20 protein-coding genes are annotated in these 26,708 nt (G+C 64.4%); 14 read left to right on the forward strand and 6 right to left on the reverse strand.

All coding sequences use genetic code 11. The annotated features are described in order from the left end of the window. Positions 1–8 precede the first annotated feature (8 nt). A complete protein-coding gene (locus tag AAC014_RS08155; RefSeq protein ID WP_339706720.1) occupies positions 9–575 on the forward strand; it encodes a TIGR00730 family Rossman fold protein in 567 nt (188 codons plus the stop codon). A 217-nt stretch (positions 576–792) separates the two neighbouring features. After that, positions 793–1,836: an aspartate-semialdehyde dehydrogenase gene (locus tag AAC014_RS08160; RefSeq protein WP_339706723.1), complete on the forward strand. Its 1,044-nt coding sequence runs from the start codon at positions 793–795 to the stop codon at positions 1,834–1,836. A 6-nt stretch (positions 1,837–1,842) separates the two neighbouring features. On the opposite strand, the gene AAC014_RS08165 is transcribed toward AAC014_RS08160, so the two are convergent. Further along, positions 1,843–2,376 (reverse strand): DUF2239 family protein, encoded by a 534-nt coding sequence (locus tag AAC014_RS08165; RefSeq protein ID WP_339706725.1) that lies wholly within the window; start codon positions 2,374–2,376, stop codon positions 1,843–1,845. Between the two features lie 96 nt (positions 2,377–2,472). On the opposite strand from AAC014_RS08165, the gene AAC014_RS08170 reads away from it, so the two are divergent. Genes AAC014_RS08170 through pdeM form a run of 3 tightly spaced genes read left to right on the forward strand, consistent with a single transcriptional unit; the run spans position 2,473 to position 6,561 of the window. Next, entirely contained in the window at positions 2,473–4,887 is a 2,415-nt protein-coding gene (locus tag AAC014_RS08170) for a ligase-associated DNA damage response DEXH box helicase (RefSeq protein ID WP_339706728.1), read from the forward strand. Positions 4,888–4,930: 43 nt separating this feature from the next. Then, entirely contained in the window at positions 4,931–5,863 is a 933-nt protein-coding gene (locus tag AAC014_RS08175; protein WP_339706730.1) for a retropepsin-like aspartic protease, read from the forward strand. Between the two features lie 41 nt (positions 5,864–5,904). Beyond that, the gene (gene pdeM / locus AAC014_RS08180; RefSeq protein WP_339706733.1) at positions 5,905–6,561 is read left to right on the forward strand and encodes a ligase-associated DNA damage response endonuclease PdeM; all 657 of its coding nucleotides are present in this window, start codon (positions 5,905–5,907) and stop codon (positions 6,559–6,561) included. 12 nt (positions 6,562–6,573) lie between these two features. On the opposite strand, the gene AAC014_RS08185 is transcribed toward pdeM, so the two are convergent. Further along, positions 6,574–7,191, reverse strand: a complete 618-nt coding sequence (locus tag AAC014_RS08185; RefSeq protein ID WP_339706736.1) for a DNA-3-methyladenine glycosylase 2 family protein — start codon at positions 7,189–7,191, stop codon at positions 6,574–6,576. A gap of 82 nt (positions 7,192–7,273) precedes the next feature. Between AAC014_RS08185 and AAC014_RS08190 the strand changes: the two genes are divergently transcribed. From AAC014_RS08190 to AAC014_RS08200, 3 genes are read left to right on the forward strand one after another with little or no spacing between them, the layout of a single operon-like run. Continuing rightward, the gene (locus AAC014_RS08190; protein WP_339706739.1) at positions 7,274–7,591 is read left to right on the forward strand and encodes a 2Fe-2S iron-sulfur cluster-binding protein; all 318 of its coding nucleotides are present in this window, start codon (positions 7,274–7,276) and stop codon (positions 7,589–7,591) included. Between the two features lie 58 nt (positions 7,592–7,649). Then, positions 7,650–8,744 carry a histidine kinase gene (locus tag AAC014_RS08195; RefSeq protein ID WP_339706742.1) on the forward strand — a complete coding sequence of 365 codons (1,095 nt, stop codon included), beginning with the start codon at positions 7,650–7,652 and terminating at the stop codon, positions 8,742–8,744. Beyond that, positions 8,744–9,541: a response regulator gene (locus AAC014_RS08200; RefSeq protein ID WP_339706745.1), complete on the forward strand. Its 798-nt coding sequence runs from the start codon at positions 8,744–8,746 to the stop codon at positions 9,539–9,541. Before AAC014_RS08195 ends, AAC014_RS08200 begins: the two co-directional genes overlap by 1 nt. A gap of 317 nt (positions 9,542–9,858) precedes the next feature. On the opposite strand, the gene ubiG is transcribed toward AAC014_RS08200, so the two are convergent. The 3 genes from ubiG to AAC014_RS08215 are packed head-to-tail and all read right to left on the reverse strand — an operon-like array spanning position 9,859 to position 13,342. After that, on the reverse strand, positions 9,859–10,590 hold the full coding sequence (gene ubiG, locus AAC014_RS08205) for a bifunctional 2-polyprenyl-6-hydroxyphenol methylase/3-demethylubiquinol 3-O-methyltransferase UbiG (RefSeq protein ID WP_339706749.1): 732 nt from the start codon (positions 10,588–10,590) through the stop codon (positions 9,859–9,861). 42 nt (positions 10,591–10,632) lie between these two features. After that, on the reverse strand, positions 10,633–12,273 hold the full coding sequence (locus tag AAC014_RS08210; protein ID WP_339706752.1) for a D-aminoacylase: 1,641 nt from the start codon (positions 12,271–12,273) through the stop codon (positions 10,633–10,635). A 28-nt stretch (positions 12,274–12,301) separates the two neighbouring features. After that, positions 12,302–13,342: a DUF1611 domain-containing protein gene (locus AAC014_RS08215; RefSeq protein WP_339706755.1), complete on the reverse strand. Its 1,041-nt coding sequence runs from the start codon at positions 13,340–13,342 to the stop codon at positions 12,302–12,304. Between the two features lie 501 nt (positions 13,343–13,843). Here AAC014_RS08215 and AAC014_RS08220 point away from each other — a divergent pair. Beyond that, positions 13,844–16,690, forward strand: coding sequence for a TonB-dependent receptor (locus tag AAC014_RS08220; protein WP_339706758.1), 2,847 nt, complete (start codon positions 13,844–13,846; stop codon positions 16,688–16,690). A 50-nt stretch (positions 16,691–16,740) separates the two neighbouring features. Here the strand turns inward: AAC014_RS08220 and AAC014_RS08225 are convergent, their stop codons facing one another. Next, complete coding sequence (locus AAC014_RS08225) at positions 16,741–17,415, reverse strand: XRE family transcriptional regulator (protein ID WP_339706761.1); 675 nt, start codon at positions 17,413–17,415, stop codon at positions 16,741–16,743. A 167-nt stretch (positions 17,416–17,582) separates the two neighbouring features. Here AAC014_RS08225 and bla point away from each other — a divergent pair, with 167 nt between their 5' ends. From bla to clpB, 5 genes are all read left to right on the forward strand, one after another. Continuing rightward, complete coding sequence (gene bla, locus AAC014_RS08230; protein WP_339706764.1) at positions 17,583–18,590, forward strand: class A beta-lactamase; 1,008 nt, start codon at positions 17,583–17,585, stop codon at positions 18,588–18,590. A gap of 15 nt (positions 18,591–18,605) precedes the next feature. Next, complete coding sequence (locus AAC014_RS08235; RefSeq protein ID WP_339706767.1) at positions 18,606–20,273, forward strand: D-aminoacylase; 1,668 nt, start codon at positions 18,606–18,608, stop codon at positions 20,271–20,273. Positions 20,274–20,298: 25 nt separating this feature from the next. Next, positions 20,299–21,585, forward strand: a complete 1,287-nt coding sequence (locus tag AAC014_RS08240) for an amino acid deaminase (RefSeq protein ID WP_339706770.1) — start codon at positions 20,299–20,301, stop codon at positions 21,583–21,585. A 29-nt stretch (positions 21,586–21,614) separates the two neighbouring features. Then, positions 21,615–23,957: a serine hydrolase gene (locus AAC014_RS08245; protein ID WP_339706773.1), complete on the forward strand. Its 2,343-nt coding sequence runs from the start codon at positions 21,615–21,617 to the stop codon at positions 23,955–23,957. 138 nt (positions 23,958–24,095) lie between these two features. Beyond that, on the forward strand, positions 24,096–26,672 hold the full coding sequence (gene clpB, locus AAC014_RS08250) for an ATP-dependent chaperone ClpB (RefSeq protein ID WP_339706776.1): 2,577 nt from the start codon (positions 24,096–24,098) through the stop codon (positions 26,670–26,672). Positions 26,673–26,708 lie beyond the last annotated feature (36 nt).

Below are 26,708 nucleotides of genomic sequence, written 5' to 3' on the forward strand. Positions count from 1 at the left end.
GCCTGTGCGTGTTCCTCGGCTCCAGCCGGGGTCTACGCCCTGATTATACGGATGCCGCCCGCGCGCTCGGCGCGGCGATGGCCGCGCGCGGTATCCGCCTCGTTTATGGCGGCGCGTCGATCGGCCTGATGGGCGTACTCGCCGACGCCGTGCTCGCGGCGGGCGGCGAGGCCGTCGGCGTGATCCCGCAGGCGCTCGTCGATCACGAGGTCGCACACCACGGCCTCACCGAGCTTGTCATCACGGGCTCGATGCACGAGCGCAAGGCGGAGATGGCGCGCCGCGCCGATGCCTTCGCGGCGCTTCCCGGCGGAGTCGGCACGCTCGAAGAACTGTTCGAGGTGTGGACGTGGAGCCAGCTCGGCATCTTCGAAAAGCCCTGCGGTCTCCTCAACGTTGCAGGCTACTACGACCAGCTTGCAGGCTTTCTCGATCACATGGCCGCCGAGAAATTCGTGCGCCCACAGCACCGGGGAATGCTCGCCGTCGCGGAAACGGCGGGCGCCCTCATTGACGCGCTGGAGGCTTGGGAACGGCCCGTGGTCGAGAAATGGATCGGCCTCGAACAGAGCTAGACGAGGCTGTTTGAGGCTGCTATTCGCCCGCCCCGATGTCCATGACGATGAAAACGATTAGCACCAAGCCGACCCGCGCTCGCGGGGCGGTCTTGTTCGTGCTGACGGTTTAACCGGCAAGCCAGCAGGACAGAGCCCCGCCGAAGCGCGGGGCGGCCTGGAACCTTCCAAAGCCACGTACCCCGCGCCTCTGCCATTAAACAGGAGACGCAGTTCCATGACCAAACCCCTCCCCGCCCGCCCCAATGTCGGCATCGTCGGCGCCACTGGCCTTGTCGGCGGCATGATGCGCGAAATCCTTGCCGAGCGTGATTTCCCGATCGGCACGCTCCGCCTGTTCGCCTCCGCAAGGTCGAGCGGCAAGACCATTCCCTTCCGCGGCACCGACGTGGTGGTCGAAGACGCCGAAACCGCCGATTTCGCGGGTCTCGACATCGTGTTCTTCTCGGCGGGCGGTTCCACCTCGCGCACACTCGCGCCGAAAGCGGCGGCAGCAGGCGCGGTCGTCATCGACAACAGCTCGGCGTGGCGCAGCGACCCCGATGTGCCGCTCGTCGTTGCCGAGGTGAACCCCGAAGCGCTGCGCGATATTCCCAAGGGCATCGTCGCCAACCCCAATTGCACCACGATGGCCGCCATGCCCGTGCTGAAGCCGCTGCACGCGGCGGCGGGCCTGAAGAGCCTGGTCGCCAGCACCTATCAGGCCGTCTCGGGCGGCGGCATGGCGGGCGTCGAGGAACTGCACGAACAGATCGTCGCGGGCGCATCCGGCAGCGATGCGCTGGCGCGCGACGGCGGTGCCGTGAATCTCGGCCAGCCCCGCAAATGGGCCGTGCCGATCGCCTTTAACGTCGTGCCGCTCAACTACGTGCTCGGCGAGGACGGCTACACCGAAGAGGAATCGAAGCTCCGCGACGAGAGCCGTAAGATCCTCGGCCTGCCCGGCCTCACCGTTTCGGGCACCTGCGTCCGCGTCCCCGTATTCACCGGCCACGCGCTGTCGATGAACGTGGCGTTCGAACGCCCGCTTTCGGTCGCCGACGCGCTGAAGCTGCTCGAAGCGGCGCCCGGCGTCGTCGTAACCGACGTCCCCAACCCGCTCGAAGCCACGGGCAAGGACCCAGTGTTCGTCGGGCGCGTCCGCAGCGACCCGACCGTCGCCCACGGCCTCGCGCTGTTCGTCGTCGGAGACAATCTGCGCAAGGGTGCGGCGCTCAACGCCGTGCAGGTCGCGGAAGTGCTCCTCGAACAGGCGCGCTGATCGCGTTCAATCGACAAGGGCCGGAGCGGCGAGCTGCCGCGTGTGGGCACGCACGTCCTCCGGCCATTTTTCCGTAAGCATAGCGAACCGCACGCCGTCCGCCGCGAACAGCGCGCGCGCCGCCTCCTCGAAGTTCTCCCGGTTGCCTGCCATCGCAGACATGAACCGGTAAGCCGCTTCCGCCGCCGCCTTCGCGATGCTGCGGCTGTCTCGCGCGGCCTCCTCGACCAGCCGGCGCAGCGCAGCCGACGCCCCGCCCCGCTGCGTTTTCAGCCAGTCCCAGTGGCGCGGCAGCAGCGTCACCTCCTTCGCGACGACACCAAGCTTCGGGCGGCCGGGCGGGGCGGTCGGCGGCGCGTAACGCGCGGCGACCTCGGCCTCCGTTCCGCGCAAATCGAGATCGGTTTCAGCGCCGGTCCCGTCATTGAAGATCAGCACATTGTCCGTACCGTCCCGCTTCAAGGCCAATGCCACTTCAACAAGCGGTCCCGACGCGAACTTCGTGTCGCCTCGGAACGCCGTGTAATTTTCCTGTTCCATGGCGCCGATTTACCCGGGTAAAAACACACTGTCAATATTACCCGGATAAAATGTTGCGTTTGCGCTGCTGACGTTGGCGCTGCATCATGGTTGTCGATGCTCCCCGCCCTTCCCGACGTCATCACCCGCTGGTTCGACGCGCGCGGCTGGCGCGTGCGGCGGCATCAGGCGGAGATGGTCACCGCCGCCGAAGCCGGGCAGCACGCGCTGCTCGTGGCGGCGACGGGCGCGGGCAAGACGCTCGCGGGCTTCCTGCCGACGCTCGCCGATCTCGTGCAGAACCCATCGGAAGGCCTGCACACGCTTTACGTCTCCCCGCTGAAGGCGCTCGCGGCGGACGTAGAGCGCAACCTGCTCACGCCGATCGCCGAAATGGGCCTGCCGATCCGCGTCGAGACACGAACCGGCGACACCTCATCCGACAAGAAAGCGCGCCAGCGCGCCGCCCCGCCGCACATCCTGCTCACGACCCCGGAATCGCTGTCGCTGCTGCTCTCCTACCCGGACAATGCGCGCATGTTCGCAGGGCTCAAGACCATCGTGATCGACGAGGTCCACGCCTTCGCGAGCGGCAAGCGCGGCGACCTGCTGGCGCTCGCCATGTCGCGGCTGCAGGCGATCGTGCCCGGTGTGCGCCGCGTCGCGCTGTCCGCCACGATCGGCGACCCGGAGGATTATCGCCGCTGGCTCGCGCCGGGTGAAAACGTCGCGCTCGTCGCGGGCGAACCGGGCGCGAAGGCGAAGATCGAGATTCTCACCCCCGAGGGACGCGTGCCGTGGTCCGGCCATTCCGGGCGCTACGCGGCGGAGCAGGTCTACCGAGAGATCGAGCGGCACAAGCTGACGCTCGTCTTCTGCAACACGCGCAGCCTCGCCGAGCTGGTGTTCAACGATCTGTGGGCGGTGAACGAGGCGACGCTCCCCATCGGCCTCCACCACGGCTCCCTCTCGAAGGAAGCGCGGCAGAAGGTGGAGGGCGCGATGGCGGACGGGCGGCTGCGCGCGCTCGTCTGCACCGCAAGTCTCGACCTCGGCGTCGATTGGGGCGACGTCGATCTCGTCATCCAGATGGGCGCGCCCAAGGGCTCATCGCGCCTCATCCAGCGCATCGGCCGCGCCAACCACCGGCTCGACGAGGCGAGCGAGGCCATCGTCGTGCCCGGCAACCGCTTCGAATATCTTGAAGCCCGCGCCGCGCTCGACGCCATCGACGCGGGCGAACTCGATACCGAACCATGGCGCCCCGGCGCGCTCGACGTGCTCGCGCAGCACCTGATGGCCTGCGCCTGCGCCGAGCCCTTCGATGCGGGCGCAATGTTCAGCGAAGTCCGCCGCGCCGCGCCCTACGCGGCGCTCACCCGCGCGGAGTTCGACCGCGTGCTGCACTTCGTGGCGGACGGCGGCTACGCCCTGCGCGCCTACGATCGCTACAAGCGCCTCACGCAGAACCCGGATGGGCGCTGGCGCGTCAGCCACCCCAGCCTCGCGAAACAGCACCGGCTGAACGCCGGCATCATCGTCGAGGCGCCCATGCTCGACGTGCGCTTCGGAAACGGGCGCACCCTCGGCCGCGTCGAGGAATATTTCGCCTCCACCCTCTCCCCCGGCGACACGTTCCGTTTCGCAGGCCTCGCGCTGGAGGTGGAGCGCATCATCGACACCGACCTCATCGTCAGCGCGACACGCCGCGCGGCGATGATCCCGAGCTACATGGGCGCGCGCCTGCCGCTTTCCACGCACCTTGCCGACCGCGTGCGCGGCTTCCTCGCCGACCCTGCCGAGTGGCGTCGCTTCCCGGCAGACGTCGCCGAATGGCTGGAGGTGCAGCAGATCCGCTCCGTCCTGCCGAAGCCCGGCGAGCTGCTGATCGAGACCTTCCCGCACGAAGGCCTCCACCACATGATCGCCTACAGCTTCGAAGGCTGGAACGCGCACCAGTCACTCGGAATGCTGCTCACCCGCCGCATGGAAACGCTTGGCCTGCAGCCGACCGGCTTCGTGGCAAATGATTACGCGCTCGGCGTTTACGGCCTGAAGGAAGTGCGTGACCCCGCCCCGCTCTTCTCGCCAGACATTCTGGAGGACGAGCTTGCCGAGTGGGTGCAGACCTCGCACCTCCTGAAGCGCGCGTTCCGCGAGGTCGCGGTGATCGGCGGCCTCATCGAGCGCCAGCATCCGGGCAAGCGCAAGTCCGGCCGACAGGTCACTTTCTCCACCGATCTCATCTACGACGTCCTGCGCAAATACGAGCCCGACCACATGCTGCTGCGCGCCGCGTGGGAGGATGCACGCCTGCGGCTGACGGACGTCGCGCGCCTCGCGAACCTGCTCGACCGCGCCGCGAGCAGCATCGTCCACAAGCGCCTCGACCGCGTCTCACCGCTCGCCGTTCCGGTCCTCGTGATGATCGGCCGCGAGAGCGTCGCGCAGGGTCTTGCAGACGAAGCTTTGCTCATCGAGGCGGAAGCGCTCGCTCAAGAGGCGATGCACGTCGACGAGCGTCGTTGTTGAACGCCGCGATATAGCGTAGAATCGCCGCTGGGGAGATCGCGTCATGAACGCCTTGGCAATCGCCGTTCTGCTAGCCGCCGGAACCACCGAACCGGCATCGCCGCCGCCTGCGAGCGAAGCTGTCGATTTCGGCGCCGACAAATCCCTCCGCATGACCGTGCCGGTCAGCATCGGCGGGCAAGGGCCGTTCAATTTCGTCGTGGATACCGGCGCCGAACGCACCGTGCTTTCCGAGGAGCTTGCGAACACGCTCGGCCTCGGCCGCACGGGCAGCGCGGAGGTGCACAGCATCAGCGGCGCCCAGCGCTTCCAGACCGTGACGGTGCCGTCGCTCTCGGTCACGAGCACGCCCGTCCGCAACGTGCAGGCCCCGCTCCTCAAGCGCGGCAATCTCGGCGCGGAAGGCCTGCTCGGCATCGACAGCCTGCAATCCAAAGCGATCCTCATCGATTTCGCGCAGCAGAAGATCGTGGTGACACCCGCCGCGGACACCCCCAAACTCAAGGCGGACGATGACGACACCATTGTCATCCGCGCGCGCAGCCGTCTCGGCCGCCTCATCCTCGCCGACGCAGCCATCGGCCAGCGCAAGATCGCGGTGGTGATCGATACCGGCGCAGAGCACAGCGTCGGCAATCTCGCGATGCGCAAGGCGGCGGTGAAGCGCGGGAAGGCGATGCTCATGATACCGACGTCGCTTTTCGATGTCGCGGGCGGCACTGTTCCCGCCGAGATCGCTGTCGTGAACGACGTGCGCCTCGGCAGCGTGACGCTCACGGGTATGCCGATCGCCTTTGCCGACCTGCCGGTTTTCCGTCAGCTCGGGCTCGACAGACGCCCGGCGATGCTGCTCGGCATGAACACGCTGCGTGCCTTCGATCAGGTGGCGGTGGACTTCGCGACAAGGAAAGTGCGCTTTGTCGTGCCCGGCGACAGCAGCCGCGAGGATGCCACACGGCTCGCCAGCGCCGAATAGCCCTCTTGATCACGCTCGCGCGTGCGGGCATAGCCGGAGCCATGGTTCCCCTTTCGTTCGCAGGCCACGAGATGGTTCCGCTCGCTGCGGGCGCGCTCTGGTGGCCCGCGCGCCGCGGACTGCTCGTTGCGGACCTCCACTTCGAAAAGGCAAGCTGGTTCGCGCGCTTCGGCCAGATGCTGCCGCCCTACGACAGCCTGCAGACGCTGTCCGACCTCGACGCGCTGATCACCGCAACCGGTGCCGCGACGCTCTGGTGCCTCGGCGACAGCTTCCACGACGCGGACGGCCCCGGCCGGCTCGGCAGCAAAGCGCGGGATCTTCTCTGCGCGCTCCAGGGCCGCGTCGACTGGGTGTGGATCACCGGCAACCACGATCTGAAGGCCGATGGCATCGGCGAGGTCCGTGCAGAGGTCGAGGTAGACGGCATCATGCTCCGTCACGAGGCGGAGCCCGGATCGGCGCTCCCCGAGATCAGCGGGCATTTCCACCCCAAAATCCGTGTGCACGGCCGCGGCCGCATGGTCAGCCGCCGCTGCTTCGTGATGTCACAGCGCAAGCTGATCCTGCCCGCATTCGGCGCACTCACCGGCGGGCTCGCCGCCGATCACCCCGCAATCCTAAGCGCCGCCGGGGGCCCTGCAACGGCGCTGGTGCCCACGAAGGACCGGCTACTTCGCTTCCCCCTCGCCGCCTGACGCACGGTCCCTTCAGAGCACCTCGGTCTTGTAGTGGTGCCACATGAACACTGCCGCCGCGCCGCGATGCGGGCGCCACACCTCGGCGATCTCGCGCGTCACGCGCTCGCTCGGGCGTTCGGCAAGCCCCTTGATGCGGCCCACCTCGATCTGCACGGCGAGGTCTCCGGCCGGCCAGATGTCGGGGCGCCCTTCGGCAAACAGCAGGTAGATTTCCGCCGACCAGCGCCCGATGCCTTTCACCGCGCTCAGCAGCGCCACAGCCTCCTCGTCGTCGGCAGGCAGGTTCGCGAAATCGATCTCACCCGAAGCCGAAAGCCCCGCAAGGCTTTGCGCGTAGCCGATTTTCTGCCGCGACAGCCCCGCCCCTCGCAGCTCTTCAGCAGAACGGGCAAGCAGCGCGCGCGGGTCGGCGATCTCCCCGATCGCAGCCGCCAGCTTGTTCCAGATGCTGTTCGCCGCGCCCACACTCACCTGCTGGCCCACGATGGTCCTCAGCAGCGTTTCATAGCCCTTTGCGCGGATGCGCGGCTCCGGATAGCCCGCCCGACCGAGCGCCGCCGCGACATGTTCGTCACGCGCCGCAATAGCATCGATGCCTTCCCGCAAGGCTTCCGCACTCAGACCCATCCGCCGCTCATGCCTTTTGACAACGCCAGTCTTGCCGCTATTAGGCTCCCCGAATCCAAAGGTCGAGGGAACGGGGAACGAGATGCCGAAACTGATTGTCGTGTCGCGCGACGGCGCCGAAAAGACGGTGGAAGCCGAAAACGGCCTGTCCGTGATGGAAGCCATTCGCGACAACGGCTTCGATGAGCTTCTGGCGCTTTGCGGCGGATGCTGCTCGTGCGCGACCTGCCACGTGTTCGTGGATGAGGCGTGGACCGGCACTGTGGGCGGTCCCGGCGAGGACGAGAACGACCTCCTCGATTCGTCCGATCACAAGCAGGTGAACTCGCGTCTTTCCTGCCAGATCGAAATGAGCGACGCACTCGACGGCCTCAAGGTCATCATCGCACCGGAAGACTGAGTTTGCGCGGCGAGTTCCACGCTCGCATTTTGCACACGTTTGTTGCAGTGTCCGCGTAATGAAACTCGTTCCCAAACAGGGCTTTTTCGCCGACAAGAATCACGCCTTCTGGATGCTCCAGATCGGTGGTTGGTCTGCCTATCTGGTGCTTCGCGCGCTCGGCGGTCTCGCGAACTCGATGGGTATCGCCTACATCCTGCCCACGCTGATCGCGACGGCGACGGGATTTTCCATCACGCTGCTCATGTCTGCCGCTTACCGGCGGATTATCCGGATGCGCGCGGTTTTCGTGTGGAGCCTCACACTCACGCTCGTCGCGCTTGCGGCTGGCGTTTTTTCGGTAATCGAGGTGTGGGCGCACGCGCGCTTCTACAACTCGACGTTCGAACCCCAGGGCATCCAGTTCTTCGGCGCGATCCTGCTCGACCTCTCCGTGCTCGCAGCGTGGACGGGGCTTTATTACGGCATCAACTACTACCTGTTGCTCGATGAACAGTCGGAGCGCGTTCTCATCCTGTCGGGCCAGGCGAGCGCCGCGCAGCTTGCGATGCTGCGCTACCAGCTCAATCCGCACTTCCTGTTCAACACGCTGAACAGCATTTCGACGCTGGTGCTGCTGAAGGAGACAGAGCGCGCCAACACGATGCTCTCCCGCCTGTCTTCGTTCCTGCGCTACAGCCTCGTCAGCGACCCGACCGAGACCGTGAGTCTCGCGCAGGAGATCGAGGCGCTGAAGCTGTATTTCGAGATCGAAAGGATGCGCTTCGAGGATCGGCTGCGCACGCGCTTCGATATCGAAGAGGCCGCGCTTCAGGGCCGTCTGCCCTCGCTCCTCCTCCAGCCGCTCGTCGAAAATGCCATCAAATACGCGGTCACGCCGCAGGAAGAGGGCGCGGAAATCGTCGTTGCGGCGCACGTCTCCGGAGACCGCTTGCTGATTTCAATCAGCGATGACGGCCCGGGACTCACCGCAGAAAGATCGGCACTCGTCCCATCTGCCGGGGTCGGATTGAACAATATTCGCGATAGACTGTTTCAGACCTATGGCGACGACCAGCGGTTCGAGATGATATCAAACGTGCCGCAGGGGGTCGTCGCCAACATTGAAATCCCGTTCGAGTCGGCCAATGTTCGGCTCAAGGAGAACGCTTAATGACGATCCGGACCATATTGGTCGATGATGAGCCTTTGGCCATCAAGGGTCTTGAGATGCGGCTGGAAGCCTTCGATGACATCGAGATCATCGAACGCTGCGCCAATGGGCGCGAAGCCATACGCGCGATCAAGACGCACAAGCCCGATGTCGTGTTTCTCGACATCCAGATGCCGGGATTCGACGGATTTTCCGTCGTGAATGGGCTTGCCGACATCGAACCGCCGCTGGTGGTGTTCGTAACCGCCTACAACGAGTTTGCGCTCAAGGCCTTCGATGCCCACGCGGTCGATTATCTGATGAAGCCGGTGGACGAGGCCCGCCTTGCGGCGACGATGGAACGCGTGCGTCAGCGACTGGCCGAAAAGAACGCCGGTGCCGAAAAGGACCGGCTGCGGGAGCTTCTGGAGGAAGTCGCACCGAACGCCGCCGCTGACATCAAGTCAGCCCCCGAAGCTCATGCTGCGTCGCGCTTCGAGCGCATGATCAACATCAAGGATCGCGGCCAGATCTTCCGCGTCGATGTGGAAAGCATCGAACGGATCGATGCGGCAGGCGACTACATGTGCATTTACACGGGCGACAATACGCTGATCCTGCGCGAAACGATGAAAGACCTTGAAAAGCGGCTCGACCCCCGCATCTTCAAGCGCGTTCATCGCTCCACGATCGTCAATCTCGATCAGGTCAAGCAGGTGAAGCCGCACACCAACGGCGAATGTTTCCTGAAGCTCGGCTCGGGCGCCGAGGTGAAGGTCAGCCGCAGCTACCGGGATGTGGTGGCGCGGTTTCTGTGAAGGACGACGGCTCGGGATGACGGAGGTCCGTCATCCCGGCCCTTCCCAAATAGGGTTTCGCGTGAAAGTCTCTCCGCGAACCGCGAACCATGTTCGCCTCGCTGAGACTGCCCATGCGAGAACTGAGAGCGACCCCGAAGCAAACGACCGTTCACGCCGATGATCGCACATGCGCACGGCCGCGCGCATGTGCGCCCGCGTACGCGATCGCACGCGAGCATGTCTCAACTTCATCAACTTCGGCTGGAATCCGGGCGCGGAACGGCCGGGAATCCGTGCGTTACCGCACACATATCCCTATTCGGCAAGACCGCCGGTCAGGCGTGGACCGCCGCGCCGATGTAATTGATGCGGCGGTCGTCCGACAGTTCGAACCCGCGCGAGAGGCTGAAACCGATCCCGCGCGTTTCCGTAACCTTGAGTTCTGCGGTTTTCAGCGCGGCGGTCAGTTCTTCAGGCGTCAGGAACTTGTTCCAGTCGTGCGTGCCGCGCGGAATGAAGCGCAGCACCCATTCGGCACCCACGATCAGCGTGCCGTAGGACAGTGTCGTGCGGTTCGGCGTCGAGAACACCAGGAGTCCGCCGGGTTTCAGAAGACGCGCAATACCGGCAAGGAAAACCGGAACATCCGCGACGTGCTCGACCACCTCCATGCAGGTGATGAGATCGAAGCGCCTACCCTCCTCCACCAGAGCCTCCACGGAGGACTGGCGATAGTCGATTTCAAGGCCGCCATCGGCGGCGTGCGCCTTCGCCACCGCGATGGCTTCGGCTGCAGCGTCAATCGCCGTCACCCGGCCGCCGAGCCGGGCGAGCGGTTCGGCCAGGATGCCGCCGCCGCAACCGATATCCAGCACATCCAGCCCCGCAAGCCACGCCCGGTCCCGCGAATCGCGCCCGAAGTGCGCCAGCGCCTGTTCGCGGATGAACGCGAGGCGCGCCGGGTTCACCTTGTGCAGCGGCCCCGACGAGCCCTCCGCATCCCACCATTCATGGGCGATGCTGTCGAAAAGCCGGGCCTGCGCGGGGTCGATCGTGGTCGTGGTCATGAAACCACTTTCGCGCGCCGACGCCCGCGCCGCAAGGCGAGACTAGCTGCAGCTGTGCCGCAGCACGGCGCCCGCACGCGTATCTTCGAGCTTACCCTTGTCGAGCGCGACACGGCCATTGACGATAACGGTGTCGATGCCCTTGGGATAATCGACCGGATTGGTCCAGCTCGCCACGTCGTCGAGCGTCTCGTAGTCGAACACGACGACGTCCGCGCGCATCCCCTGCCGCACAAGCCCGCGATCGCTGAGGCCCATGCGCTGCGCCGGCCAGCCGGTCATCTTGCGGACTGCATCCTCCAGCGTCAGCACCTGACGGCGCTTCACATATTCGGCGATCACGCGCGGGAACGTGCCGTAGGAGCGCGGATGCGGCAGGCCGAGATCGTCGATCTCGCCGGGCTTCAGCGCCGCGCCCGCATCGCTGCCGATGCTCGTCCAAGGCTGGCGCAGCGCCATCTCGATGTCTTTCTCATCGATCATGAAATACAGCGCCATCGAACGCTTGGGATAGGCGTTCAGCACGATGTCCCACGCAGCGTCGGCGGGGTCGATGCCAAGTGCCTTACCGATTTCGACGAAATTCTTGCCGTGAAACTGCGCGTACTTGTCGCTGTGCGAATTGGCGAGCACGACGCGCTCCCAGCCGCCCGAGGCTTCGACGAGGTTCGACCACCCCTCCATCGAGCCCGCCGCGAGCTGCTCTTTCAGTTTCTTGCGGATTTCCGGGTCTTTCAGGCGTTCGAGGCCCTTTTCCTCGCCGTCCGCCCACACCCAGTTCGGCACGGTGATCTCGACCCCGGTGCCGCCCGCCGGATAGGGATACATGTCCGCCGCCACGTCAACGCCGCGCTTGCGCGCGGCCTCGATGGTCGCGACCGCCTTCGCCATGCCCGTGCCCCAGGCCGGCGCGAAGGCGTTCTTCAGGTGGTAGATTTCCACCTTCACGCCGCCCTTTTCGCCGATTTCGATAGCTTCCTCGATAGCAGGCACCAGTTTCGCGCTCTCGTCGCGCATGTGCGTCGCATAGAAACCGTTGCACTGGCCCGCCACCTTGGCGAGTTCGATGAGGTCGGCGGTCGTCTGGAAGCTGCTCGGCGGATAGATGAGCGCGCTCGTTACGCCGAACACGCCCGCCTTCATCGCGGCGGCCACCTCCGCCTTCATCGCCTCCATCTGCGCCTTCGTGGGCGCACCGGCGACATCACCCATCACCTTAACGCGCGCCTGGGAGGTCGCGTAGTAGCTGCCGAAGTTGACCCCGATGCCCTGTGTTTCCAATTTTGAAAAATAGGCCGAAATCTCGGCAGCGTCGACCGGCGTGCCGCCCTCGCCGGAAAGCACGGTGGTAACGCCTTGCCGCAGCTTATTCTCCGCCGCGCCGTTGACCGGCAGCACCCGGCCCGACTGGTCCATCATGTCGATGAAGCCGGGCGAAACATAGCGCCCCCGGGCATCGATCTCGCGCTTGCCCTTGGCCTTGATCGCCCCGACCGCCGCGATGCGCCCGTCCTTTATGCCGACATCGGCATTCACCCAGGGATTGCCCGCACCGTCGAGCACCCGACCGCCGCGGATCACGATATCGTAGTCTGCCGCAGGCTGTGCGCCCGCCGCACCCGACGACAGCAACGCCGCTCCCGCAAGTAAAGCGGCACACTTTCCGAATGAGGTGAAGCTCATCTTTTATCCTCCCTTGTTACTCAGGCGCTTATTTCAGGCAGCTGTCGACGAGCGCTTCGAACGCGCGTCCCCGGCGGATGGGGTCCGCGACGGGAAGGCCGAGGCGCTTGCTCTCGGCTTCCATGAGCGCCTCGGCTTCGGCTGCGTCCATGCCGCTGGTGTTGAAGGCGATACCACCGCAGCGGATCGCCGGGTTGGTGCGGCCGCCCATGCGGAGGTTAAGCTCGATCGTCTCCTCGATCGACGGCACCCGATAGTCCGGGAGGCCCAGCATCATCTCACGCCCAGGCTGGTGGCACACGACGATCACATCGGGCTGGCTACCATGCAGAAGCCCCAGAGACACCGCGGCATAGGCGGGATGGAACAGCGAACCCTGTCCCTCGATCACGTCCCAATGGTCTGCCGCCGCGTCCGGGCTCAGCACCTCGGCCGCGCCCGCTTCGAAGTCCGAAACCACCGCGTCCATCGGAATACCGCCGCCCGCGATCATGATGCCGGTCTGGCCCGTGGCGCGAAAGTCCACATCTACGCCGCGCTCAGCAAACGCCGCCGCAAGCGCCAGCGCCGTGTATTTCTTCCCCAGTGCGCAGTCGGTTCCCACAGCAAGCAGCCGCTTCCCCGTCCGTTTGCGGCCCGATCCCACCGGCAAACCTGCAGGCGGCACACGCACATCAATGAGGCGCCGACCAAGGCGTTTCGCCGCAGCACCCAGCTCCGGAACATCGGCAAGGCGAATGTGCATACCGCTGATGATATCGAGGCCCGCTTCAAGCGCCTGAATCAGCGGTGCGACCCAGCTACGATCGATAATGCCGCCGCGATTTGCAACACCGATGAGAATCGCACGCGCGCCTGCTGCATACGCCTCCGCTGGGGTCATGGTGGGCAAGCCGGTCGTAACCGTCGCCCCAACACTGAACTCACCGACACACTTGTCAGCCGCCCAATCCCGGACGCCAAAGGCCGTCTTCGCAAAGCCGGGCTCAACCGTATCGCCCAAAAACAAAAGATACGGATATGGCAACTGTGCTGCCGTATCCGAAGAGAGGCTGGTAATCGCGTTCATGAATGGCTCCACCGTGTACTCGGAACGGCAAGGACTGCGGGAATGGGTTCGGCGAAGCGGTCTGGCGCCATGCAGTGCTTGTAAACCTTCATCGCCCCCTCCTTGTCTTCCCGCACGGGTTGTCAGGCATGACTCCTCCGACCCGTCAGTCAGAAAAGCGAGTCTCCTGTTAAGGACAAAATGATCCTAATCAGAAATTTGTCAATTGACACCTGGTCGCACAGTGGAAAATTTCCAGAATTGCGAATCGTTTCAAAAAATGCAATTTTGGATTCGGAGGGTGGATTGTCGATTCGCTGACACACCCTTTTCAGGGAGGAATCCAAACGATTCCTCGGAGGCATTGGGGAGCGTTCTGCCAAATATGGCGCTGTTTCGACGCGGCCATTTGCCGTCGTCGTTATCAGCCAAACCATCTCGCGACCCGCGCGGGACACTCTGAACCGTCAACTGCGGTTCGGATGCGGGTCGTTGCAACCAAAGGAAGGGGGTTTTCAAATCATGATCAATAAATCCGTTCTCGTCGCATGTGGATCACCGCGCGCACGCCGCCATATCACAGGTAAGGCGCTGCTTTGCGCGACGACAGGCCTCGTCGCCTTGTGGGCCGCACCGTCGCAGGCTCAGGAAGCCGCCGCCGACGTCCAGCAGGCCGAAGACACCGGCGAGATCATCGTCACCGGCTCTCGAATCCAGCGCAGCGGTTTCACCGCGCCGACGCCCACAACCAACATTTCATCCGAAGACCTTGAACGCATCGCCGCGCCCAACATCGCGGACGCACTCAACCAGCTCCCCGCACTGCGCGCATCGCTGACGCCGTCCACGTCCACCAACCTCTCCACCGCGCTCGGCGGCAACTTCCTCGACCTGCGCGGCATGGGCTTTCTTCGCACGCTGACGCTCATCGATGGACGGCGCTATGTGCCGACCACAACGACGGGCGCGGTCAACATCAGTACCATCCCGCAGGCGCTGATCGCGGGCACCGACGTCGTCACCGGCGGCGCCTCTGCTGCTTACGGATCGGACGCCGTGGCGGGCGTCGTCAACCTTCGGCTGAACAACACGCTGGAAGGTGTCAAAGGTTCGATCCAGGGCGGCATCACCGACCATAACGATCACCGCAACTATCTCGCCTCGGCCGCCTTCGGCACCTATTTCGCCGGCGGACGCGGCCACCTTCTCGTCGGCGGCGAAGCGGCGCAGAACAGCGGCGTCGACAAGATGAGCGACCGCGGCTGGGGCGATAACCCGAGCGTGATCTTCAACCCCGCTTATGCTCTGGGCAACGGTCAGCCGCAGTATCTCGTCGTGGACGACGCGCGGTCCTCAAACGCATCGTTCGGCGGCGTCATCAACAGCGTCAACTTCGCGGGCGGCACGAGCGGCCCCGGACCGTTGCGGGGCATTCAGTTCGCGCCCGACGGAACGCCGATTCCCTTCACTTACGGCACCTCGGTGACCGCGACGACCATGAACGGTGGAGACGGCGTGCCGTCTACGGCCGATCTCGTCCTCGAAACGCCCGTGAAGCGCTACAGCGGTTTCGGCAGACTGTCCTATGAAGTCACCGACGACATCAAGGTCTTTGCCGAGTTCGCATACGGCCGCACCGAATCGAGCAACCTCAGCATCCTCGGCAACGATCAACTCACCATCCAGGCCGACAACGCCTACCTTCCCGAATCCATCCGTTCGACGATGGCGGCGAACAACATCACGAGCTTCGTGATGGGCCGCAGTCTGAAGGATTACGGGCGCGGCGGTATCGACGTGACGACCGACACGTGGCAGGTCACCGGCGGCGCCGAAGGCAGCTTCAGCGATACCTGGAAATGGAACGCCTATTACGGCTTCGGCAAGACGCACAATCTCGCGCTCTTCACCGGCAACCGCATTACCGCCTACTGGCGGCAGTCGATGGACGCCGTGTTCCACCCCGATACGGGCTCGATCGTCTGCCGTTCCTCCATCGCCGATCCTACGAACGGCTGCGTACCTATGAATCTGATCGGCGAAGGCAACGTCACGCAGCAGGCCAAGGATTATATCCTCGGCACCGCGGTCCGCGACTGGAAGGTCAAGCAGCGCGTGGCTGCGTTCACGATCAACGGCGAACCCTTCTCGACTTGGGCGGGTCCGGTTTCGCTCGCGTTCGGCGGCGAATACCGCAAGCAGTCGGTGGACGTGACCTCCGATCCGATGTCGATGGCGGGCGCGTTCCGCGTCGGCAACGCCCAGCCCTGGTATGGTAAAGTCAACGTGAAGGAAGGCTTCGCGGAGCTTCTCGTGCCGCTGGCCGCGGACCAGAGCTGGGCCAAGGCGATCGATCTCAACCTCGCGGGCCGCATCACTGATTACAGCACCTCGGGAACGGTCAAGACCTGGAAGATCGGCGCAACCTACGATGTGAGCGATTCGATCAGGTTCCGCGCAACGCGCTCGCGCGATATTCGCGCGCCCAACCTCGACGAGATGTTCGCGGCGGGCAACACGTTCATCTTCGGCATCAACGATCCCATTCTCGGTACAAACTATTCCGTGCAGAACATCCAGGGCGGCAATCCCGACCTGAAACCGGAACGGGCCGATACGCTCACCCTCGGCGTCGTCTTCACGCCGACGTTCTTCCCGCGTTTCCGCATGTCGGTTGATTACTACGACATCGACCTCAAGGGTGCGATCAACTCGCTCAGCACCGGCGCGATCGTCCAACGCTGCTACACGGACACGCCAGCGCTTTGCTCGCTCATCACGCGTCCGACGCCGACGAGCAACATTACAGTCATCCGCTCGTCACCCGCCAACTTCCAGAGCATCAAGGCGCGTGGGTTCGATATCGAAGTCGGCTACGGAACGCCTCTGTTCTCGGGCAATCTCGATCTGCGCGCTTTGGCGAACTACACCGACACGCTCGATCTCGTCGATGGCGTCAACACCACGCACTTCGCGGGTAATACCGAACTCATCAGCATCAACGGCGTCGGCGGCACGCCACACTGGAGATTCACGACGAGCGCGGCCTACACCACCGATGCCTTCAAGCTGGCGCTGACCGGGCGTTATGTCGGCGGCGGCAAGATCACGCAGAACAACGACGGATTGCCGGATGACAACCAAGGCTCGACCGACAAGCAGAAGGTCAACGGACGCCTGTATCTCGATATTTCGGGCGAGGTCACGCTGATCGACGACGGCAACCGCCGCGTCGCGCTGTTCGGCACGATCCAGAACCTCACCGACAATGATCCGCCGATCACCGCCTACAACGGCTACGGCACGACGCGTAGCCTCTACGACATGATCGGGCGCGTCTACAACGCCGGTGTCCGCTTCAAGTTCTAAATGCCTCGCGGGCGGTCCGGAGTTCTAGCCGGACCGCCCGCAATACTTTGTTATGCAAGGTCCTTGGATAAAGGATGAAGTGCCGACTTCAGGTCGGCATCGGTAGCCGAACAGATGGAGAGGATGCGGCAGGGACCATCTCCCACCGCGACATAGGCATGGCCCATGCTACCATCGAAATAGACCGAGTCCCCGGTGGACATCAGAGAGGGAGCGTAAAGGTCGCAATGGAATTCGCACTGGCCTTCAAGAACCAGCGCATACTCCTCGCCCGGATGTCGCATCAGGTCGCCGAATTCAGCGATCGACCGCACGCGGACATCGATGATCATTGGATTAAGCGACTTGTTGAGAAGATCGGCGGAGGGATAGACGTAATCGTAGGTTGCGGTGCGTATCCTGGGACCATCGCCGGAACGCGTGATCGTGCGCCGTCCCGTAGTGAGCGACCGTCCCGTCCCGGAAGCGGGTTTCGGCGCCGCGAACAGACGCGTAATGTCGATGTCGAGACCGCGGCTGAGGCGCATCAACTTCTCGTAGCTGAGCGATATCTTGCCTGTTTCAACCTTGGACAATGTCGAAATCGGCATACCGGTCCGCTTGCTCACTTCCGCAAGCGTCAGGCCGCGCTCCGTACGGATACCGCGCAAAACTTCGCCCGGGTCAATGTCCGCGGAAGAAACTGCAGCCGTAGGGCGCGCAGCACTGCGGTTTGCGGTAGACATTCTGATCCTCTCCTGTTGCCGCAAGTTAGCAGAGCAACGCCCCGCTGTCATGGCCGCGAAACAATATCCGCTACATCAGATTTTTCAGAAATTGACAAATATGAAAATCGCCGCAGTCTCTTCGCGGCGGAACGCCCTTCTACCGACAAACGATGAAAGGACTGCCCATGCGCCGCGCTTCCATTATGGTTTTCGTCTCGGCTGCCCTTCTGGCCTCGGCGCCCCCCCTCACGGCACCCGCCCTGGCAGCACCTGCGGTTGCCGCCACACAGAGCCGCCTTTCCGATGCGTTCAAGCTTTTTGCCGAGCAGACGGATGGGACCGTCGGCGTCGCGGTCCAGGCGATCGGCGGCAAGGAGATGGCCACGCTGAATGCGGGGACAACTTTCCCAATGGCGAGCACGTTCAAGATTGCCGTCGCCGGCAAGATCTTCGAGCGGATCGACAAAGGTGAACTGACGCTGGACCAGATGGTGACGGTCGACCCCAAGTTGCTCGTCGGCTCGTACGGAATGGCGATCCAGACACCGCATCCGGGCATTGCGCTTTCGGTTTACAACCTGCTCGAATTCATGATCACCCAGAGCGACAATACGTCCACCGACGTCCTCGTCCAGCTCGCAGGAGGTCCTGCGGGTGTAACCGCCTGGCTGCGCGGACAGGGCATTTCCGGCCAGCGTGTGGATGGTGACACGGCGCATCTCATCTACCGTGCGATGGGCATCGAGAACCCCAGCCTACCGACCTTCAAGGAAAACGTCGAAGCTGCCTACAAGGCTGACCCCACGATGCGCAGTCGCGGGCCAAACATTCCGTTCAATGCCGATCCGCGCGACGCCTCGACGCCCGAGGCGATGGTGCAACTGCTGCTCAGAATTCATTCCGGCAAGGCGATGAGCGCGAAGAGCACGAAGACGCTGATCGAGATCATGGAGCGCTGCCGCACCGGCGAGAAGCGGCTGAAGGGGCTGCTTCCCTCCGACACGGTGGTCGCGCACAAGACCGGAACGCTGAACTCTGTGGCGAATGACGTCGGGATCATCACGCTCCCGAACGGCAAACAGTTTGCCATCGCCGTGTTCGTGAAGGGCGACACCAAGGGCAAGGATGTGCAGGACAAGGTGATCGCGGACATCGCCCGTGTCGCCTACGACCACTTCCTCACTGTCAACTGAGCACGGGACACGATGATGAAGATGCGAACACAAGCCGCGCTTGGCGCGGTGCTGCTGACAGCATTCTCGCCGACGGCGCAGGCTGAGGACACTTGGGACTTTCTGATCACCAATGCGCGGATCGTGGATGGCAGCGGGAACCCATGGTTCCGGGGTGCTGTTGCGATTGACGATGGGAAGATCGCGTGGATCGGAAACGAGGCGACCGAGACCATGCGGGCTGCGCGGATCATTGATGCGAAGGATCGGGTTGTTTCGCCCGGCTTCATGGATTTCATGGGGCAGAGCACGCTCGTTTACGTGACCAATCCAGCTTCGGCGCGGTCCAGGCTGACGCAGGGGATTACGGTGCATCTGAGCGGCGAAGGTGGATCGCCCGCGCCGCAGAACGAGACGACCCAGCCTGATCCCGTGATGATCCAGGGCAAGCCGTATCGCTGGCGCACCTACAAAGAGTATTTCGACATCCTCGAAAAACTCGGCGTGCCGGTGAACGTGGTCCATAACGTCGGCGCCGCGCAGGTCCGCCGTGTCGTGATGGGCGTAGAGGATCGGAAGCCGACACCGCGCGAAATGGACGCCATGAAGACGCTGGTGGACGACGCGATGCGCGACGGCGCGTCGGGCCTTTCCACCGCGCTCATCTACCCGCCCGGAAACTACCAGACCACGGCGGAACTCGTCGAACTCGCGAAGATGGTGAAGCCGTACGGTGGCTTCTATTCCACGCATATGCGCAACGAGAGCAACCAGCTTCTCCAGGCCATCGACGAGTCGATCGCAATCGGCAAAGGCGCGGACATCCCCGTGCAGATCTACCACCTGAAAGCGGCCGGCGTGAAGAACTGGCCGCTGATGCAAAAGGCCGTCGACAAGATCGCCGACGCGCGCACCGCGGGCCTCGACGTCACCACCGACATCTACCCCTACGTGCGCAACGGCATCGGCCTTGGCTCGTTCGTGCCGCCGTGGTCCTATGCGAAGGGGGCGGAAGCCTTCTACAAGACCCTCGCGGACCCCAAGGTGCGCGCCGATCTCCGCAAGGTGGTGGAGACCGACACATCGTGGGAAAACTGGTACGACCATGTCGGGCAGGACTGGGCGAACGTCCAGATCACCGACGACCGGCTCGGCAAGGAACTCGCAGGCCTCAGCATTGCCGAAGCGGCCAAGCTGCGCGGCAAAGAGGTGTGGACGTTCGTGTTCGATACGATCGCCGAAGGCGGCGTCAGCGTCGCGCCGCTCAGCATGAACGAGGAGCAGAAGCGCATCGCGCTGAAGGCGCCGTTCGTGATGATCAACACGGACACATCGCCCGCAAGCCCCGACGTCGACGGCATCGCCACGCACCCGCGCGCCTACGGCACGATGCCGCGCGTGCTCGCGAAATACGTGCGCGAGGAGAAGGTGATCCCGCTGGAGGAAGCGATCCGGCGCATGACCTCGGCATCGGCGAACCGGCTCGGGCTGTTTGATCGCGGCAGGCTGGGTGTCGGCTATGCTGCCGACGTTCTGATCTTCGACCCCGACACCGTTCAGGACCGCGCTACCTTCGAGAACCCGGCACAGTATTCGACCGGCATGGACTACGTGTTCGTAAACGGCGTGCTTGCCATCGACGACGGCAAATTGACCGGCGCCCGGGCGGGCAAGGTGATCCGCTACGATCGCGCGCGAAAATAAAACAAAACCAGGAAACGAGAGACAAATGAGCATCATCGTGCCGCCAGAATCACTCGATTGGCGGATAAAGGGCCTGCCTGCTGCGTGGCGTGGAGACGCTGCGACACTGGCCGGGGCCGGGCTTTCCATTCCAGGCGAGGACCTGATGCTGCCCGCAGCCGTGCTGCGCCGCTCGGCAATGGAACACAACAGCCGCTGGATGAAACGCTTTACCGAACTGACCGGGACGCAGATCGCCCCGCACGGCAAGACGACGATGAGCCCCGAACTGTTCGCCATGCAGATGGCGGACGGTGCCTGGGGGATTACCGCTGCGAACGCCTGCCATGTCCGCGCCTATCGCGCGTTCGGCATCGACAGGATCTTCATGGCGAACCAACTCGTGGGCCGCGAAAACATCGCCTATGTCGCGGCCGAACTGCGCGCCAATCCCGACTTCGATTTCTACTGCCTGGTGGATTCCATGCAGGCGATCGATCTCCTTGAGGCGGGCCTCGCCGAGGCACCCACGGGCAGACGCCTGCAAGTGCTGATCGAACTTGGCTTCCCGGGCGGCCGCACAGGCTTTCGCGACAATGCAGAAGCGCTGGCCGCGGCACAGAGGATCGCCGAGTCCCCCTTTGTCTGCCTGCGCGGAATCGAAGCGTTCGAGGGTATTGTTCAGGGCCTCGAAGCGACCGAACGCGACGCGAAGGTCGATGCCCTGCTGCAGCGGATCGTCCGCCTTGCCGAGCAATGCTACGATACCGGCCTGTTTTCCGGGGAAGCGATGCTGTCCGCCGGCGGATCATCGCTGTTCGACCGCGTTGCGCAAACCTTCGGCGAAGCCCGCAAGGAACGCCCCTTCCTCGTGCTGCTGCGCAGCGGCTGCTACCTCGTGCATGACAGCCACTTCTACCAACAGCTTATCGACCAGCTCGAAGCGCGGTCGCCGATTGCGGCAAGACTTGGCGAAGGTTTGCGTCCCGCACTGGAAGTCTGGGCGTATGTCCACTCGCGGCCCGAACCGACACGCGTGATCGCAGGCTTTGGAAAGCGCGACATCGGCGAGGACGTGGCCCGCCCCACCCCGCTCGCCTGGGTCCGCCCTGGCCCGAGCGCGGCGCCAGTTCCGCTAAGCGATACGCACCGCGTCGTCCGCCTCGACGATCAGCACGCCTATATCGATGTGCCTGCGGAATCGCCGTTGCAGCCGGGCGACCTCATCAGCCTTGGCATTTCGCATCCGTGCACGACCTTCGACAAATGGAAGCTGCTGTATATCGTGGACGATGCGCTCGTCGTGACGGGATCGGTGCGCACATACTTCTGAGCTGCCGCGGACAAAGAGGGAAAGACGGAATGATGAAGAGACTGTTGGCCTGGATCATCGTGCTGGTGGCCCCGACCGCCGCGCTGGCACAGGCACCGGACCCCGCGCTCGACCGCGCCGCCGCATTGATTGCGGACGCGGCGCAGTGGGAGGTTCGCGAAAAGCAGATCCCTTCGATTGCCGTGGCGATCATCGGCCCGGAAGGCGTGCGCTGGTCGGGCGCATGGGGCAAGGCGGATGCGGCGGGCAAGGTGCCCGCCTCTGCCGATACGGTCTACCGGGCAGGTTCGGTGAGCAAGCTTTTCACCGACGTTGCCGTGATGAAGCTGGTTGAGCAGGGCAAGCTGAAGCTCGACGTTCCCGTCCGCACCTACCTGCCGACATTCCAACCCAAGAACCCGTTCGGCGGAGAGATCACGCTGCGCCAGCTCATGACGCACCGCAGCGGGCTCGTGCGCGAATCCCCGCGCGGCAATTATTTCGACATCACGCCCAAGGACCAGGCTGACAGCGTTCTCAGCATCAATGAGACCACGCTCGTTGCCGCGCCCGGAAGTGTCACCAAATATTCGAACGCCGGGATCGCAGTTGTGGGCGAGGTGATCGCGCGGGTGACCGGGATGCCCTTCGAGAAGGCTCTCCACGCGCTCGTGCTCGATCCGCTCGGCATGACATCGAGCGGCCTTACCGCCGCGCCGTTCGCCGGGCGCATCGCCCATAGCGAGATGGCAGCCTTCGACGGCCCGCGCGTGGCTGCACCACCTATCGAACTCGGCATGCCCGCAGCCGGCAGCCTTTACACAACAACGGGTGATCTTGGCCGCTTCGCGCAGGCGCTGCTGAACAAGGGCGGGATCCCGAGCGGCCGCATGCTGAAAGTCGCCTCGCTCGACGAGATGTGGAGACGCCAATACCCGGCTTCGGGCGCGCGTATCTTCGGCTTGGGCTTCGTCGTCGCGGACATGGACGGAAAGCGTGTCGTTGGCCACGGCGGCGCCATCTATGGTCATTCGACGCAGCTGCTCGTGATGCCCGAAGCCGGCCTCGGCGTTGTCGCCTTCACGACGGTCGATGCCTCTAACCCCATCACGAACAAGCTGGCCGACTACGCGCTTCGCACGGTGCTAGCGCTGAAGACGGGAACCGAAGCGCCTTCGTACGCGAAGGGCGAGCTTGTGACAGGCGCGGAGGCAAAGCGCCTTTCCGGCTGGTTCACGAACGGCAAGCAGAGCGTCAGCACACGCATCTACGCGGGCCACCTCGTCATCGACGCCCCCGAACTCGTCGGCGACGTCCGCCGGACGCCCACGGGCTTCATGGTGGAAGACGCGCAGACCCGCTTCGACAAACTTGCCATCGCCGACGACGCATCGTGGATCGAGGTCGGCGGTGTGCGCTACGCGCGCGGCGAGATGCCCGAGCCGCCGCTGCCGAACGCCGAGCTTGCCGCGCTGATCGGCGACTACGGATGGGAGCACAACGTGCTTCGCATCTATGAGCGCGACGGCAGGCCCTTTGTGTGGATCGAGTGGACCGAACATACGGAGCTGACGCGCACGAGTGCCGACCGCTACGCCTTCCCCACCGATCGCGGCCTCTACCCGTTCGAAACCCTGACGTTCGAACGCAATGCGGCCGGCGCAGTGACTGCCGCGAACCTTGGCGGCATCCGCTTCCCGCGCCGCGATTTCGGCGCGGAGGTGGAGGCGAAGGTGCGCGCCGGCGTGCAGGCCAATTTCGCGGGGCTTCGCGCCGCCGCGCTTGCAGCCACGCCGCCCAGCGAGCCGCCATCGGCAAAGCCGAGCGATCTCTACGCGATCACCAAGGCCGATCCGACGATCCGGCTCGACATCCGCTATGCGGGCATCAACAACTTCATGGGCATCCCGGTGTACGAAAGCGCCCGCGCCTTCCTGCAGCGGCCTGCCGCCGAGGCGTTGTCGCGCGTGAACCAGGCGCTGCGGAAGCGCGGCTACGGGCTGCTTATCCACGACGCCTATCGCCCGTGGTACGTCACCAAGATGTTCTGGGATGCGAGCCCGGTTTCAAGCCGCATGTTCGTTGCCGATCCTTCGCAGGGCTCCCGCCACAACCGGGGCGCGGCGGTCGACCTCACCATGTTCGAGCTCGTCACCGGCAAACCCATGGAAACGACGGGCCGCTACGACGAGTTCTCGACCCGCTCCTACTCCAACTTCGTTGGCGGCACTGATCACCAACGCTGGCTGCGCGAGGTGCTGCGCAGCGCGATCGAGGCCGAGGGCTTCGACGTCTATCCCGAGGAGTGGTGGCACTTCGATTACGGCAACTGGCGGGACTACCCCATCGGCAACAAGACGTTCGAGGAACTGGAAGGCCGCAAGCGCCGTTAACCCTCCGCTGTTTGATCGGAGTCATGGTACGGGTGTGACGCCCGGTGCAAAAAACTTGCACCGGGCGCTTGCGTTGCAAAACTGCAACACCATATCGCGCTCAGTCCATGATTGCCCGTCAAGGGGGATGTAACTGCTATGAATATCGAGAAATTCAGCGACCGCGCCAAAGGATTCCTGCAGTCCGCACAGACCGTCGCGATCCGCATGAGCCACCAGCGTGTGGCGCCCGAGCATCTGCTGAAGGCACTGCTGGAAGACGACCAAGGCATGGCCGCCGGCCTGATCGGCAAGGCAGGCGGCGACGCGCGCGCGGCGGTGCGCGAGATCGATCAGGCGCTGGCGAAGCACGCACAGGTTTCCGGCGGCGGCGCGCAGAACGTGCAGTGGGACAACGACACCGTGCGCGTGCTGACGCAGGCCGAGGAGGTCGCGAAGAAGGCGGGAGACAGCTTCGTCACCGTCGAGCGGCTGCTGCTGGCGCTGACTCTCGCCAAGGAAACCGCCGCGGGCAAGGCACTCGCCGCCGCGGGCGTGACTCCGCAGGGCCTGAATAGCGCTATCGAGGATCTGCGGCAGGGTCGCACCGCCGATACGGCCGGGGCGGAGGACCGCTATGACGCGCTGAAGAAATTCGCGCGCGACCTGACCGCCGCTGCCCGCGAGGGCAAGCTCGACCCCGTCATCGGCCGCGACGAGGAAATCCGCCGCACTATTCAGGTGCTGGCGCGGCGCACCAAGAACAACCCCGTGCTGATCGGCGAGCCGGGCGTCGGCAAGACCGCGATCGCGGAAGGGCTAGCGCTCCGCATCGCCAACGGCGACGTGCCCGACGGCATCAAGGACCGCACCGTGATGGCGCTCGACATGGGCAGCCTGATCGCGGGCGCGAAGTATCGCGGCGAGTTCGAAGAGCGCCTGAAGGGCGTGCTCGACGAGGTGAAAGCCGCCGAGGGCAACATCATCCTGTTCATCGACGAGATGCACACGCTGATCGGCGCGGGCAAGTCCGAAGGCGCGATGGACGCCTCCAACTTACTGAAGCCTGCGCTGGCGCGCGGCGAGCTGCACTGCATCGGCGCGACGACGCTCGACGAGTATCGCAAGCACGTGGAGAAAGACCCTGCCCTGCAGCGGCGCTTCCAGCCCGTGTTCGTGGGCGAGCCGACCGTGGAGGATACGATCTCAATCCTTCGCGGGCTCAAGGAGAAGTACGAGCTTCACCACGGCGTGCGCATTACCGATGGGGCGCTCGTTTCCGCCGCGACGCTTTCGAACCGCTACATCACCGACCGCTTCCTGCCGGACAAGGCCATCGACCTGATGGACGAAGCCGCGTCGCGCCTGCGCATGGAGGTGGAATCGAAGCCCGAGGAGATCGAGAACCTCGACCGGCGCATTATCCAGCTCAAGATCGAGCGCGAGGCGCTGAAGAAGGAAAAGGACGACGCGTCCAAGGACAGGCTGGCCAATCTGGAGCGCGACCTCGCCGATCTGGAGGAACAATCGCGCGAGCTGACCGCCCGGTGGCAGGCCGAGCGCGAAAAGATGCAGTCCGAAACGAAGCTGCGCGAACAGCTCGACGCCGCGCGCATCGAGCTGGAACAGGCGCAGCGTTCGGGGGATCTCGGCCGCGCGGGTGAACTCTCCTACGGCGTCATTCCGGGGCTCGAAAAGCAGCTCGCGGAAGCTGAAGGCGCCAGCAAGGGCGCGATGGTGCGCGAGGAAGTCACTGCCGACGACATCGCCGGTGTCGTCTCGCGCTGGACCGGCATTCCGGTAGATCGGATGCTGGAAGGCGAGCGCGAGAAGCTGCTGCAGATGGAGGCGCTGATCGGCAAGCGCGTTATCGGGCAGGAAGACGCCGTGAAGGCCGTGTCCGCTGCCGTGCGCCGCGCGCGTGCGGGGCTTCAGGATCCGAACCGGCCCTTGGGGAGCTTCCTGTTCCTCGGCCCCACCGGCGTCGGTAAGACCGAACTCACCAAGGCGCTCGCCGAATTCCTGTTCGACGACGCGGGCGCGATGGTGCGCATCGACATGAGCGAGTTCATGGAGAAGCACAGCGTCTCCCGCCTGATCGGCGCGCCTCCGGGCTATGTCGGCTACGACGAGGGCGGCGTGCTCACCGAGGCGGTGCGGCGTAGGCCCTATCAGGTCGTGCTGTTCGACGAGGTGGAGAAGGCGCACGCGGACGTCTTCAACGTGCTCCTCCAGGTGCTCGACGACGGGCGGCTGACCGACAGCCAGGGCCGCACGGTGGACTTCACCAACACCATCATCATTCTCACCTCGAACCTCGGTTCGCAGTATCTCTCGTCACTGCGCGACGACCAGACGGTGAAGGATGTGGAAGACGAGGTGATGACCGTGGTGCGCGGGCATTTCCGGCCCGAGTTCCTGAACCGGCTCGACGAGATCATCCTGTTCCACCGGCTGGCGCAGGCGCACATGGGACCGATCGTCGATCTTCAGGTTTCGCGCGTGCAGAAGCTGCTCGCCGACCGGAAGATCACCATCGACCTCACCGATGCCGCAAGGGCGTGGCTAGGCCGGGTGGGCTACGATCCCGTCTACGGCGCAAGGCCGCTGAAACGCGCCGTGCAGAAGTACCTGCAGGACCCCCTCGCCGACAAGATCCTCTCCGGCGAGATCGGCGACGGCGCCAGCGTAAAGGTGGACGAAGGCGACGGGGCGCTGGCGTTTCAGGTGGGCTGATCGTTGACCTTGCAGGCATGATGCGACACCAATGTA

The sequence above is a fragment of the uncultured Sphingosinicella sp. genome (genome assembly GCF_963974575.1).
GTDB lineage: Bacteria > Pseudomonadota > Alphaproteobacteria > Sphingomonadales > Sphingomonadaceae > Sphingosinicella.